This is a genomic window from Rhizobium sp. BK591, assembly GCF_014195045.1.
GTDB classification, from domain to species: Bacteria; Pseudomonadota; Alphaproteobacteria; order Rhizobiales; family Rhizobiaceae; genus Rhizobium; species Rhizobium anhuiense.
Map to the genome: position 1 here is coordinate 1 of NZ_JACIAZ010000010.1, position 13,323 is coordinate 13,323.

The 13,323-nt window shown below is 57.9% G+C and carries 10 protein-coding genes and 1 pseudogene; 5 read left to right on the plus strand and 6 right to left on the minus strand.

Annotation, left to right across the window (positions count from 1 at the left end; genetic code table 11):
* The 4 genes and pseudogenes from FHX10_RS34875 to FHX10_RS31930 form a co-directional block, all read left to right on the plus strand.
* Positions 1-181: hypothetical protein (locus FHX10_RS34875; RefSeq protein ID WP_207910837.1), on the plus strand; the 181-nt coding region annotated here is incomplete at its 5' end.
* 10 nt (positions 182-191) lie between these two features.
* A pseudogene (gene ltrA / locus FHX10_RS31920) lies at positions 192-2,014 on the plus strand (group II intron reverse transcriptase/maturase).
* 385 nt (positions 2,015-2,399) lie between these two features.
* Positions 2,400-2,768 carry a YciI family protein gene (locus FHX10_RS31925; protein ID WP_165422182.1) on the plus strand — a complete coding sequence of 123 codons (369 nt, stop codon included), beginning with the start codon at positions 2,400-2,402 and terminating at the stop codon, positions 2,766-2,768.
* Between the two features lie 551 nt (positions 2,769-3,319).
* A complete protein-coding gene (locus tag FHX10_RS31930) occupies positions 3,320-4,645 on the plus strand; it encodes an alkyl/aryl-sulfatase (protein ID WP_184390699.1) in 1,326 nt (441 codons plus the stop codon).
* Positions 4,646-5,099: 454 nt separating this feature from the next.
* Here the strand turns inward: FHX10_RS31930 and FHX10_RS31935 are convergent, their stop codons facing one another.
* From FHX10_RS31935 to FHX10_RS31950, 4 genes are read right to left on the minus strand one after another with little or no spacing between them, the layout of a single operon-like run.
* Positions 5,100-6,527: an arabinose isomerase gene (locus FHX10_RS31935; RefSeq protein ID WP_132575391.1), complete on the minus strand. Its 1,428-nt coding sequence runs from the start codon at positions 6,525-6,527 to the stop codon at positions 5,100-5,102.
* A gap of 31 nt (positions 6,528-6,558) precedes the next feature.
* Positions 6,559-7,563 carry an ABC transporter permease gene (locus FHX10_RS31940; protein WP_132575389.1) on the minus strand — a complete coding sequence of 335 codons (1,005 nt, stop codon included), beginning with the start codon at positions 7,561-7,563 and terminating at the stop codon, positions 6,559-6,561.
* Positions 7,560-9,125, minus strand: a complete 1,566-nt coding sequence (locus tag FHX10_RS31945; protein ID WP_132575387.1) for a sugar ABC transporter ATP-binding protein — start codon at positions 9,123-9,125, stop codon at positions 7,560-7,562. Before FHX10_RS31945 ends, FHX10_RS31940 begins: the two co-directional genes overlap by 4 nt.
* Positions 9,126-9,150: 25 nt before the next feature.
* Positions 9,151-10,320, minus strand: a complete 1,170-nt coding sequence (locus FHX10_RS31950; RefSeq protein WP_132575385.1) for a sugar ABC transporter substrate-binding protein — start codon at positions 10,318-10,320, stop codon at positions 9,151-9,153.
* A gap of 189 nt (positions 10,321-10,509) precedes the next feature.
* On the opposite strand from FHX10_RS31950, the gene FHX10_RS31955 reads away from it, so the two are divergent.
* Positions 10,510-11,376: a helix-turn-helix transcriptional regulator gene (locus FHX10_RS31955; protein WP_132575383.1), complete on the plus strand. Its 867-nt coding sequence runs from the start codon at positions 10,510-10,512 to the stop codon at positions 11,374-11,376.
* A gap of 514 nt (positions 11,377-11,890) precedes the next feature.
* Here FHX10_RS31955 and FHX10_RS31960 read toward each other — a convergent pair.
* Together FHX10_RS31960 and FHX10_RS31965 are read right to left on the minus strand one after the other, a co-directional pair.
* Entirely contained in the window at positions 11,891-12,454 is a 564-nt protein-coding gene (locus FHX10_RS31960; RefSeq protein WP_132575381.1) for a hypothetical protein, read from the minus strand.
* 129 nt (positions 12,455-12,583) lie between these two features.
* A complete protein-coding gene (locus tag FHX10_RS31965; RefSeq protein ID WP_132575379.1) occupies positions 12,584-13,243 on the minus strand; it encodes a transcriptional regulator in 660 nt (219 codons plus the stop codon).
* Between the last annotated feature and the right edge of the window lie 80 nt (positions 13,244-13,323).

Consider the following 13,323-nt stretch of genomic DNA (forward strand, 5'->3'; position numbering starts at 1 on the left):
GGTCTTTCGAACTTTGATCGAAACGGCGTCTCCCATTCCGACCGACCAGCCGCACGGCAAGTTTTTGACCTTCTTCCATCACTTGGTGTCCACCTATTTTGGTGGACACCTCATGCCAAAGCTCACTCAATTGCAGAAGGTGCGGGGAAAATCGCGCTTAGTGCGGCTGCAAAGCCGATGAAAGATAGTTGATGAAAGTTCAATACGGAGAAGAAGTGGCGAGTCACTCTGACCCCGAGTCATGCGGCACACATCGCGAGGTGTGCGTCGAAGCGTTGACAGGGGAAACCGGCAGGCCGGCCATTGAGCCGCGAAATGTTCACTTCGGGATGCCGACGCTGTTAAGCGAAGCGGAAGGCAACACGGTGCATGGTGTCAATCGCAAGCCATGCCCTGATCCCGCGCGGTCGGAGACCCTGTGCATGCCGGGAAGTCTTTCATACGGAAGCAGCGAGATCTCATCAGTGTCCAGTGCAAATGTGCTGGACGGGACTGGGAAGGTCGTTGACCACAATCCAGTCATCGACGCTGATGAGAAGTCGGATACGCCCATAGTACCGCAGAAGTTGCCGAACAAGCGAGACGATCCTGCGGAGGCAATGGAGGGAAGGGGCGTAGTCGGAAGGAACGTCGTCGAAACCCCAGCGTGCCGGACCCAGAGCCGGATTAAACACACTTCGATGGGTATAGAGGGCGTACGGGAAGCCGCCAGACGGGACCCGAAATTGCGTTTCACGGCGCTGATGCATCACATCACCCCGACGCTATTGGTGGAGAGCTTCCATGCTCTTCGCAAGCAAGCGGCGAGCGGTGTGGACGGCGTGACGTGGTACGACTATGAGAAGATACTCGAAGCGCGCGTGCACGAACTGCATCGGGAAATTCAGTCCGGTGCATATCGTGCACAACCGTCCCGACGGGTCTACATTCCGAAGAATGACGGAAGACTCCGTCCGCTCGGCATTGCAGCGTTGGAAGAAAAGGTCGTGCAGATGGCCGTGTCCACGGTTCTGAACGCGATCTATGAGGAAGACTTCCTCGGCTTCTCATACGGGTTCCGACAAGGAAGAGGCCAGCATGACGCGCTGGACGCCTTGTGGGTTGGGATCGACAAGCGGAAGATCAACTGGATACTGGACGCGGATATTCGCTCGTTTTACGAGAAATCGATCACGAGTGGATGCTGCGTTTCCTGGGACATCGAGTAGGTGACCGCCGGCTGATACGCCTGATCCGCAAATGGCTGAAAGCGGGCACGATTGAGGACGGCCGCCGCGTAGCATCAACGCGAGGAACCCCTCAAGGCTCTGTAATTAGCCCCGTGCTATCGAATATCTACCTGCATTACGCAGTGGATTTATGGGTCCAGCAATGGCGTACCCGAAATGCCAGAGGCGACGTAATCATTGTACGTTATGCCGACGACAGCGTGATTGGGTTCCAGCACGAAGGAGAGGCACAGCGCTTCCTGCAGGCATTGCGGGAGCGTCTGGCGCGGTTTGGCTTGCAACTGCACCCGGATAAGACGCGGCTAATCCGCTTTGGGCGGTATGCTGTGCAACAGTGCCGGGAACGCGGTATCCGCAAGCCAGAGACTTTCGACTTTCTGGGATTCACACATTGCTGTGGCAGGCGGCGCAATGATGGGGGCTTCAAGATTGTCCGTCTGACGATCAAGAAGCGCATGCGCACGACGCTGATGACCATTCGGGAAACGCTCATGCGGCGACGCCATGAACCAGTGGCAGTGGTAGGTCGGTGGCTACGGCAAGTGTTACAGGGGTATTTGAACTACCATGCGGTACCTGACAATCTGAGACGATTGGGAGGGTTCCTGTGGGAGGTCGGGCGAGCTTGGCGACACGCATTAATGCGTCGAAGTCAGCGCAGCCGCATGTCTTGGGGACGTTTCCAAAGACTGCTTCTCAAATACCTGCCACCGTGCCGCCTGATGCATCCGCATCCAAATGCTCGGCTTGCCGTCACAACATCCGATAGGAGCCGTATGCGGTAGTGCCGCACGTACGGATCTGGCCGGGGGGCGATGGGTAACCATCGCTCCTACCGGGACCATCAAGACCAACGGAGTAGCGGTTGCAAAATGCAAAGCGCAGAATATTTTTCAAACCGACTTTCGCAGACAACGACGCCACAAGACCAACAGCAGAGTCGACGTGAAATTCACCGAATTGACCGGATTAGATAACTTCATAGGAAGGCCAGAGCGTCAAAGTCACCAGGAGTGAAGCTCTGCTCTTCCTGGATTTCGAGAGGGTACATTTGAAAAGCGCGTCCAGTTGATTGATGAGTGGAGATCATAGCCTCTAGCGATTTTTACACCCTAATCATTGAGTGACTTCACTTGTATGGTCGGTTGTATCCCATCATTGGAGATAAACATGACCGGCACTGTTGCCAAGCTTGCGCCAAGCGCCGCTGCTCAGGAAGCAGCCGCAGGGACGCGTGGCGTTTTCGCTGTGATTTATGAACGCGGTCCTGCCTACGACGACAGCAAAGACATTACGGAGCAGATCGCCATTAAGGAACACGTATCCTATGGGCAGACACTAAGGGATAAATTTTTGGCTGGCGGGCTGCTCGGCGCGCTTACCGATGACAGGGTGCTCGGAATGATTGTGTTCGAAGCTGAGAACATCGCAGCAGCCAAACAATGGGTGAGCCAGGATCCAGGCGTGCAGAATCATGTGCTATCTGCAAATGTGCGCTACTGGCAGGTTACCAGCATCAAAGCCTATCAGGGCAAATAACTCGGATCTCTTGTGCAGGTTGAGTTCCGTATCGGATGAAATGTCACCCTGAGGGCCGTTTGTAAGTAAGCTTGTGGTTAAGCTGAGCTCCACCCGAGGATTCATTTAAAACGAACCAGCATTACGCAACCAGTGATGAGCGGTTGGAGCTGCAGAGCTCTCGCTTTTCGAATGGCTTTGAGCTTCCGGATTTGAACGGCATCACAGAAGTCTAGGCACCCCTGCTGCTTGAACCGCGGGCCTTCTGGACTATTGATTCTAGGCCAAGGCTGGCATGAGGAATCATGTCCAACTGTGTTCGAGCAGAAGGTCAGTGGCATTTCGCGGCGGCCGAATACCATGTCGACAAAGTCAGCCCCACCGAGTGGTAGCAACAGAAAGACTGCCCGAATTGGCACTCCATTAAATATACCAGCGGCTTTTCCAGGTAACTGATTTCGTCGGTCGCCAACGAGTAGGATCTTCCGCGCATGAGCATCATGCTTCCGGTTGGGCTGCTCAAAATCGATTACTAGATTGTACTTTCAGTGGAAAGGCAGGTAAGAGGCGCCATGGCTATTGTATCAACGCTCGGCATGACGGATCCACCTTTGGCTGCCGACGATTTCTCCGGGCGAGACAAGCTGAAGGCGCACTCTGCCGAATTCCAAAAACGCGTCGAAAACGTAACCGAGGGCGTCTACACTGCGGTCGGGTATTCCGCCAGCAACGTCACCTTGATTCACGCTCAAACCGGCTCGATCATTGTCGACACCTCAGCCAACCCTGTCGACGCCAAAGCGATCGTTGCAGCCTTTGGCGATCGGATGACTCGCCCCGTTTGTGCGATTATCTACACCCACAATCACCCTGACCATACCGGCGGTGCAACGGTATTCGTAGGCAATGACAAGCCGGAAATCTATAGCCATAAGCTTTTAGTCATGGCCAAGCCGGACACAGTTCGCGGACAACGTGATGGTGGTGATGTGTTCGGAACCGCTCTGCCCGACGATCAATTCATAAACGTCGGCACACAGCTGGAGTATGGCAGGGTCACGCCCCATACCCGAGAAGGCTTCTTGCCGCCCACGCAAACTTTTGATGGAGAAGAACAAAGCTTAGAGATCGCTGGCGTGCCGATCCGACTGATCCACACTCCGGGTGAAGCCGATGAAAACATCTCAGTCTGGCTGCCGGACCGCAAGGTGTTGATCGCTGGCGACGTCCTCCTGAAGACCTTTCCCAACATCGCGCCGCTAAGAGGGGTTCCGGCCCGTCCCGTAGAAAAATGGATTGCAAGTCTGGAAAAACTGATTGCTCTCGATGCGAGGGTCGTCGTTCCTGGCCACATGGGCACGATCGCTGGCGCGTACGAAGGGAAGGAGGCCCTTACTACCTACCGGGATGGAATCAAGTTCGTCTACGAAAAGACCATGGAAGGAATTACCAACGGCAAGACCGCCGACGAGTTGGTTCAGGAGATAAGGCTGCCTGCAGAACTGGCGCAACATCCATATCTGCAGGAATATTACGGCACTGTTGCTTGGGCGGTACGTGGGATCTACCAGCAGAATGCAGGCTGGTTTGATGGCAACCCTGCGCATATCTTCCCGCTGACTGAAAAACAACGGGCAGAGAAGCTAGTCGCAATGGCCGGTGGCACAGCGAAAATGCTGGGGAATGCCGAGACATCGCTGGCGGCCGGCGAATTCCAGTGGGCTGCTGAACAGGCTGACTATGTTCTTGCTCTTGAGCCTCGCAGCGGCGGGGCAATGATAGTCAAGATACACGCACTCCGGGAATTGGGCGAACGTCAGATGAACGCCACTGCCCGGAATTATTATCTGACGGTGGCCCAATGCCTGGAACAACGTATCAAATTTAGAGATGGTTGAGGTACTCGGTCCGGACGCTTCGAGATTCTGATCCTTCCAGCTCGTCGCTGAGCGCACCCAAAGCAAGCCCAAGGCTCGCCGGCGCAAGGTTGATTGCGGGGTGGCGTGTTACGGCATCCCTGATCTGGTGCGTCGCGATGCGGCAGCCCAAAGTGCCGAAGCCATTTTTCGAGATCGATTTAGCAGAAAGAACCGCTTCCTCGAGCGTTTGACGGGAGCACCGCTTGTGAATAGAGCCTACTGATTATGCCTTTAAGGCCGAGAGGTAAAGGTAGCGGAGGCGTGCCCAGACGCTCCGTCCAGCAATGCAGCTTCGACTATGCTTGTAATCGGGCTATTAGCAGCGCACCAGCCAGTGCCGGCTAAACGAGACCCACGGTAACGCGACGACAGCGGTACCGATTGCCCGGCCATCCAATTGATATTTGCCAAGCCCCACTCTTCCCTCCTCCGGCTAACAAACTTTGACGACCTCCAGGTCCAGCAGGCTCCCGAGCTTCTCGATGCGACCGGCAATATGCCCGATACCAACTGCGCAATGGTGTGCAGGTCCCTGCGCATTCCACGCCTCAACGAACCGACGGGCTCCGAGCGGAAACTGATAACGGCTGTTGGTATTGCCGATTTCGAGGATCGGACCGGCGACGGATGCACCTTCGGCGCAGAGCAGCTTGATCTTGCCGGCACTCTCGACAACCGAAAGCAGCGTCACGGGTCCATGCCTGACCGACATTTCGACGCTGACACCGGAACCGACCTTGCCGTGAAAAACCTGCAGCGGCCGAATCTTGGTGCGCCCCTCTGCAATTCCGGTATGCCCGGGCCCGTCATGTCCCATCAGCACCACGTCCGCAGCAAAATCCATGGCATAATATTCCGTGAACGAGCCGCCGACGCCGAAGCTATCCATGATCTTCATGGCCTGGGCGTTCTTGATCTCGTATTCGCCGGCAACCGGCACGCCACTGGCCGTCAATATCGAACAGCCGACGATTACCGAGGTGATGATATCCTCATATTCGTGGCCGGGCTGGGACTCGTAGTAATAAGCAAGCGAGCCGAGCGATTTCTTGTCGACCAGCTTGCGAAGCGCCACGGCTGTCTTTGCCGCACGCGCCAGTTCCTTGGGGTCGCAATCCGGCTGGACATCGAATTCGGCTACGATCGTCGCCAAGCAGGTGGAGACGTCTTCCTCGCTCACATCACGTCGCAACCGCGCCAGTTCGTCGATTTCCAGCACCTCGATATGGGTACCGAAGGCTGCTGCCTGCGCGGTGAGATCTGAATAGATATCGAGCATGCCGTTGTAGTAGCGGCCCATGACGCCGAGCCGGTTATGGGCCATGACATGCGCGACGCGGGCAGCCTCGATCCAGTCGTTGATCTCGTCCTCGACGACCGGATCGCCGGTTAGAACGCCGGTCACCTGATGAAAGCTGATGCCAGCCCGATGGAAGACATTGGCGATTTCGGGGACGGGGCAGGCAGAGCAATGCGCCAGCCAATCGCCGGTCATCACTGTCCGATCGCCGAGAGCGTTGAAGGTGGCATAGTCGATCGCTGCGGTCGGCTGCAGATTGAGGATGATCACCGGAACCTTGGCGCGACGGACCACGGGCAGAACGGTCGACGACAACGCGTAGGTGGTGATATAGAGAAAGATGATATCGACATCGGCCTGACGAAACTGGTGGCCGGCCTCGAGCGCCTTTTCGGGCGTGTCGATCAGCCCGAGGTTGACGACCTCGACGCCCGGGCGCGCAAGTTTTGCCTCGACGGTATCGACATAACCGCGCAACCGCGCTTCCAGACCTTTGAATTGCGGCCAGTAGGCCTCCAGACCGATGCCGAAAAGGCCGGCCTTCAAGGGGCGTTCAGACATTTCTGTTTCTCCGATGCAATAGTGAAAAGCGTCAGCTCTGCAGGCGCACGCGCAGCTGATCGAGGCCGACCGCCATCAAGAGCACGACGCCGCGGGTCACGTCCTGCCAGAAGGAGGACACGTTCATAAGCGTCAGACCGTTGTTGAGTGTGCCGAGAATAAGGACCGCGATCAGCGTACCCCAGACGCTGCCGCGTCCGCCGAACAGGCTGGTGCCGCCGAGGATGATGGCGGCAATGATGGTCAGCAGATGCTGTCCGGCGGCGTTCGGCGCCGCAGCACCGAGCATCGCGGCAAGGATGATGCCGGCCGCAGCCCCTGAAAGTCCGGAGACGATATACAGCACCATCTGGGTCCGCTCGACGGGCACGCCGAGCAGGCTGCTGGCCTCCGGATTGCCGCCGGTCGCATAGACGAAACGTCCAAACGGTGTGTTCGACAGGATCAGCCACAGCACGACGAACACGAGAAGCATCAGGATGATCGGAAACGGGATGCCGAACAGGCGGCCGGATCCGAGCCAATTGAAGGCCGGAACGAAGAGCGGCTTCGACAGGCCCCCGGTCATCACCATGGAGAGACCGGAAAAGATGCTCATCGTACCGAGCGTAGCAATGAGCGGATTGAGCTTCAGCCGGGTGACGATGAAGCCGTTGAGGACGCCGACCGCGCAGCCGATGATCAGCGCCGTGAAGCAGCCCGCCCAGATATTGATGCCGTTGGCATGCATCAGCGCCACGATGACGCCGGCAAGGCCGGCAACGGCGGCAACGGACAGATCGAGCCCGCCGCCGATGATCAGTGGCGTACCGGCGGCGGCCATCAGGCCGATGAAGGCCATGTTGGTGCCGATATTGGACAGGTTGCTCAGCGTCAGGAAATATGGCGAGAGAAGCGAGAAAGCGGCCAGAAGCAGGATGTAGAACACCAGGAGAAGCACGATGCCGGCAGCCGGGCGGCCGAGAAGGTCGGTCAGCGAACTTGCCTGCTTCTTCGAAACATCCGACGCTGCGGAAATGGAGGACGACTTGCTCATGCTTTCTCCAGTTCATTCGTATCGCCGACGACAGGCCGAGGCTCGGCTGCGCGCATCAGGTCCGTCGCGGTCGCATCCTGTCCAAGCTCGGCCACGACCTTTCCATCCTCCAGAACGAGGCTGCGATCGGCGAGCCCCGCCACCTCTTCCGCGTCGGAGGAAACGATCAGGATCGCAAGTCCCGCTTCCGCCAGACGGCGGATTTCCGCGTAAATCTCGCGCCGGGCGCCAAGGTCGACGCCACGTGTCGGCTCTTCAAGGATCAGGAAACTGGGGCTTCCGAGCAACCAGCGGGCCAGGCAGATCTTCTGCTGGTTGCCACCGGACAAAAGGCGGATCTCCTGATCCGGGCCAGATGTCTTGACGCGCAAGGTTTTGATCCAGTCGCTGGTACTTGCGTCTTCGCGCTTCTGATCGACGACTCCGGATTGCGTGAATAGGCTGAGATAGGGCAGCGTGGTGTTGGTGCGCACCGACAAATTGCCGATTAGCCCCTGACGCTTGCGCTCGGCGGCGACAAAGCCGATACCAGCGCGTACGCTCTTTCGCGGCCCGGACAGGCCGATGTCGATATCGTTCAGCCGGACGGCTTTGGCACGCGCGGCAGACTCGGCGCCATAGATGGCGCGGCCGATCTTTTCGGCGCCGGAACCGATCAGGCCGAAAACACCAAATACCTCACCACGCCGCACGGAAAGCGAAACGCCGTTAAGCCACCCGGGAAGAGACAGGCTCTCGACGGACAGGACGATCTTGGCATCCGAACGCGGTGCTGATTTGGCCGGATAGAGGTCGCCGAGATCGCTGCCGAGCATTGCCGTCAGCACCTCGTCGCGACAGGTCTCCGCCGTCTTGAAAGCGCCACGAACCTCGCCGTCGCGCAACACGACGATACGGTCGCTGAGCCGGAAGACCTCGTCCAGATAATGCGAAATATAGATGATGGTGACACCCTGGGCTTTCAACGCCTCGATCACCTCGAACAGATTGTTGGCGTCAGCCTCGCCCAGCGATGCCGTCGGCTCGTCCATGATAAGGATCTGCGCCTTGCCGGAAAGCGCGCGGGCGATTTCGACAATGCGCTGCTCGGACAAAGGCAGCGAGCCCATGCGCCGGCCTGGCGCGACATGATCGAGCCGCAATCGCTTCAGCAGCGCCTCCGCCTGTCCGTCCATTGCCGGCCGGTCGATCATGGGAATGCCCGCAAACCTCCGCTTCGGCATGGAGCCAAGCGCGATGTTTTCAGCGACAGACAGGTCCGGATGCACCGAAAGCTCCTGCGGCATCAGCCGGATACCGGCCGGAATCGCATCCTGCGGGGTGGCGATCGTCGTGATTTTGTCGTCGATTCGGATCTGTCCGCTGTCCAGCGTGTAGACGCCGGACAAGATTTTCATGAGTGTCGATTTGCCGGCCCCATTGGCACCGAGAAGTGCAACGATTTCGCCCGCATGGGCCGAAAGCGACACGTTCTTTAAAACCGCTACGCCAGCAAAGGCTTTGCTGACATTGGTGATCTGGAGCCGCGGATTGCGGCCCCCTTCGGTTCTCTGGTCGGTCATGTCACACTCCCTTGACTGTCTCCGCTCACTGCTGAGGGAGAATGGCCTCATAGCCCTTCAGCCAGTCCTGCTTCTTCAGGTCTGCGAGGTAGCTTGCGAATTCCGTTTCCGGAAACACGTAGCTATCCGCCTCGCCGACGCAGGGGAACTCCTTGTAGAACTGGCAGATGTTCGCCTTGGTGACCATCTGGTGAGTGACGAATGTCGCGTCCGGGACGGGCTTTCCGGCAAGAGCGGAGAGCGCGATCGGGATCAGATAGTTTCCGTAGCTGCCGGGGAATGAGCCAGTTGCCGCGACCAGGTTAGGATCGGTGGCGAGCGCCTCGGCCTCGTCTGCCCCGTTACCGACCGCGATGGCCTGATCTGTCCGGCCCGCACCCCGCACGGCCTGCAGCATCCCCATCGTCGCCTGATCGTTGATCGCGATGAGGAGGATCGGGACGCCTGGCGGAATGCGGCCGATGACGTTGTTCATCTGCGCGAAGGATTCCTGCAGCGTGTTCTTGGTATCGATCTCGATGATGTGATCGGCCGGAAAGTCCTTCATCAGCGCCAGAAAACCGGCCCGCTGGCCTTCCGTGCGCATGCGCGGGATGACGCCCGATTGCGGCAGGGCGCCGATGACGAGATAGCCGGTCTTGACGGCATCGACGCCAAATTTCTTCTGCGCCGCCGTTGCCAGATAGGACCCGCCCATAAACCCTGACTTCGGATTGTTGACGCCAAAGAAGCTCGCACCTGGCATCGGGATGTCGATCGCGGTGACCTTCGTTCCGTCCGCTTTGAAGACGTCCATCACGGTCTGGCCGAAATTGGCATCCGTCTGGAATTCGATGACATAATCGACCTTGCGCTCTGCGAAGGATTTGGCATTGGCAAGCGCCGTCGGCCCATCAAGACGGTTGTCAGCGATCACCAGTTCGACACCGGCAGCATCCGCATTCTGCTGGATACCCTTCTCGACGAGCACCCCGAAGGAAATATCGCGCTGCAGATTGGCGAAACCGATGCTGTAGCCCTTGCCGTTCCTCGGCGGGGTTACCTTAGTGGCGTCCGCCGCCATTGCCTTCAGATCTTCGGTCCGCAGCATGTTTCCATCGAATTTCAGCGGATCGAATCCGTGGAAATCCTCGGCATAGGCAGCAGACGCGGCAAGGCACGCGGCAACAACCAGGAGTCTGGCTTGATAATTCATATCTCTCTCCTCCGACCTCTGCCCTCCCTGGCAGCGGCAACCGCTGATGATCTCAGCCGATATGTGGGCCATTCGTAAAATGACCTTACCTCATGACGTTAACACCAAGCATTTTCGTTGACACGACGACAAATTCCGCAAAAGTGATCCTTTGCATACAAAAAATGATCCTCAATCCAGGTCAGTATTGTGCAGAGCTATTTCGTCTATATGCCTGATAATCGCCTCTGCGCGGCGTGGGGTTGCACCGCTGTCTCCACCGGTTACACCGAAATCGCCCCTCATTCCGATTACCCGCCGAGCCGACATCCGGACGATCATCATTTCAGCTGGTCGCGCGGCCGTATCCTGAGCGCCTATCAGATCGTGCAGATCAGTGCGGGCAGCGGCCGGCTGGAATTCGGGCCTGAACGTCGACAGGTCACGATCGCCGAAGGCTCTATTTTCCTGCTCTTTCCCAGCGTCTGGCACCGGTTTGCTCCGGACCGCCGGACCGGATGGGTCGAACATTGGATCGAATGCCGGGGAAGCGCCTTCGATTTCGCATGCGACGCTGGTTTGCTGCAACCGGAGCGGCCAGTCCATGCAAGCAGCGCCGAGATTTCAAATGTGTTCACCTCGATCCACACGCTGGCGCAGGACGATTGCCTGCGCAATCAGCCTCTGATCTCAACCCTCGGCCTTCAGCTGCTGGCCCTCTTATGCCGACCCACCGATATCAACAGCAACGTATCCGGCAGGCTCGTCGATCGGGCCCGGATGATTTTGATGGAGCGCTGCGGCCTGCCGCTTTCGGTCGAATTGCTCGCCGAGGAACTCGGTGTCAGCTATCCCTATTTCCGGCGCCTTTTTCGCGAGCAGACGGGCATGTCGGCCAAGCAATATCAGATGACCGTCCGCATTCAGCGCGCCGTAGACTTTCTGGTGAACACCGACAAATCGATCAAGGAGATTGCCGGGCTCCTGGGTTTTCACTCGGCGTTCCATTTTTCGACCCAGTTCCGGCAACTGATCGGCTCCAGCCCGACGGATTTTAGGGCCGTTCGGCGCCAGTAACTTTTCACGACAGAGCGCGAGGGCGCGATGATGAAACTGCCTGAAGCATAGAAGCAACCATCGAACACGGATTGTCACTCATCCTCAGGGCGTGATCACCCCTGACGGAGCCAGGTGAACGGAGCTGGAATCCCATTTGCATTAAGAGCCGATCTTGAGTTTGGCCCCGTTCTCCTGAGCCCGTGCCCGTCGAAAGCGGGATAATGGTGCAGCCGAGCGGCGACCGCGTGTGAGGTTGTACAGGACCGATGACTGGCGGATAAACGCCATGGACTCAGACCGTGGATCCGCCGACAAAGGGGAAGTTCAATGCTACCCGAATTGACAAAAATCCTGATGCGAGGGCCACAAACCGGCACCGCTAATTTTGATCAGCCGGAATTCGAGTTTAGGCGCAGGTTGCCGCTTGTGGGCGCCTCGTTCGGCCAGAAGCCGCTTTTTCGGCCGAGCTTAAAACTGATGTGTGTTCGACCCGCTGCTCAAGCCAGCAGTCCGGAGATGGATAAGGGCACATTCAGTGCTCGAACCGCTCCAGCATCCTCTTCAGTTGTGCATTCTGAAGCCGAAGCTTGCGCGCCAAGCGCTCCCGTAGCAGCCTGATCTCTTCGTCGAGGCAAATCGCATCGTCAAAAAAGGTGGGAAGGGCTGGAGACGGTGGGGAGACGACCTCAACTCTTTCCGTTTTCTTAGCCCGTCTGCTGCGCTTTGGCGTTGCATTTTCGCCGCTCGGCGAGGACTTTGGCGCGTCGTATGGGGTTGTATCGGCGTCCTTCGAAAAGGCAGGATCAGCCGCTTCAACGAGCCGGGCGCCTCCGATATCTACCGTGTCATTAACGCTGCTTGCCGCCTCTTCGGAATGATCTGGGTCCGCTAACACCGCCGCATGTTGATTGTGAGTGACGGAAGCTTCGTCGGCAGGACGCCCCACGGAGTTCGGCCCGTTGTCGGCGGTCGTTTCCGTTGGCCGACCGGTGGTCAAGGCTACTTCCGGCTTCACCTCATCGGTCGAGGTTTGTTCTTGCCTCTGCTGCCGTCGGCGTGACACCAGCCGAGTAAGCAGTTTCCATGGAGACGCCATTTATTCGACCTCGAATTCTACCCCGCATGCAAGACTGCGAGCAAGAGCGTTGGCGGCGGGATAACCGCGCCACAATGATCGTCCTAATAAACATGAGAATGCGGCCACCGCTTGGTCGAATGCTGCCAGTCAACCGAGGTTGAGCCGCTTTCGTAAGTCAGCATTTTCAGCACGAAGTTTCTCCGCCAGCAGCTTGCGCAGTCTCTGATTTTCCTCTTCCAGCTGCAGAAGATCCGCAAACTCGTCAACTGCCGCCACCGACGGTTCAGTCGCTGTCTGCACCGCCCTCGGAGCACGTTTATTAGGCGCACGTCTGGCGCTTGTCGCACCGTCGTCAGACTTTGCTTTACGTCCTCTCTTCTGCTTACCGGCTGTGGCATTCGAAGCCGCTGCCGATTGCACAGAAATGGCTGCTGAGGCCGTTTCAGGCACCGCCTTCTTGGCGCGAGGTTTGCGCACCTTCTTCGGTACATCAGGCGCCGCGGCGGCCGGCGTGTCAGCTTTTGTCATCGTATCGTTTTCGTCGGCCATTATGGTCTCCTGTAAAGTCGATGCATTTGTCTCCTGCTCGATCGGCAGTGTCAACAACGGCCCTGCCTGCTCTCCAGGTAAAAGCATCGCGTCGCTGCTAGCGCGAGGCGCTGCAGAAAGAAATGGCATTGCCTCGTCTTGCAGATCTTGAGCAACGGACTTGAGATCCATGTCTCCCCAGATCGAGTTCGGGTTGGAATTGGCCTTTCGCCGTCCAGATTTGTATTCGACGGCAAAGCTGCGCTGGACTTTTTTCACGTGGGAGCCTTGGGTATGTGCGATGACGTTTCGGCGACGTCTTCAGCGTCGCAACATGCCCTGCAAATAGCGACTATCGC

Excerpts from the sequence above, each read along its gene's own strand:
- FHX10_RS31925 (WP_165422182.1), top strand. The coding sequence starts at position 2,400 with ATGACCGGCACTGTTGCCAAGCTTGCGCCAAGCGCCGCTGCTCAGGAA.
- FHX10_RS31930 (WP_184390699.1), top strand. The coding sequence starts at position 3,320 with ATGGCTATTGTATCAACGCTCGGCATGACGGATCCACCTTTGGCTGCC.
- FHX10_RS31935 (WP_132575391.1), bottom strand. The coding sequence starts at position 6,527 with ATGTCTGAACGCCCCTTGAAGGCCGGCCTTTTCGGCATCGGTCTGGAG.
- FHX10_RS31940 (WP_132575389.1), bottom strand. The coding sequence starts at position 7,563 with ATGAGCAAGTCGTCCTCCATTTCCGCAGCGTCGGATGTTTCGAAGAAG.
- FHX10_RS31945 (WP_132575387.1), bottom strand. The coding sequence starts at position 9,125 with ATGACCGACCAGAGAACCGAAGGGGGCCGCAATCCGCGGCTCCAGATC.
- FHX10_RS31950 (WP_132575385.1), bottom strand. The coding sequence starts at position 10,320 with ATGAATTATCAAGCCAGACTCCTGGTTGTTGCCGCGTGCCTTGCCGCG.
- FHX10_RS31960 (WP_132575381.1), bottom strand. The coding sequence starts at position 12,454 with ATGGCGTCTCCATGGAAACTGCTTACTCGGCTGGTGTCACGCCGACGG.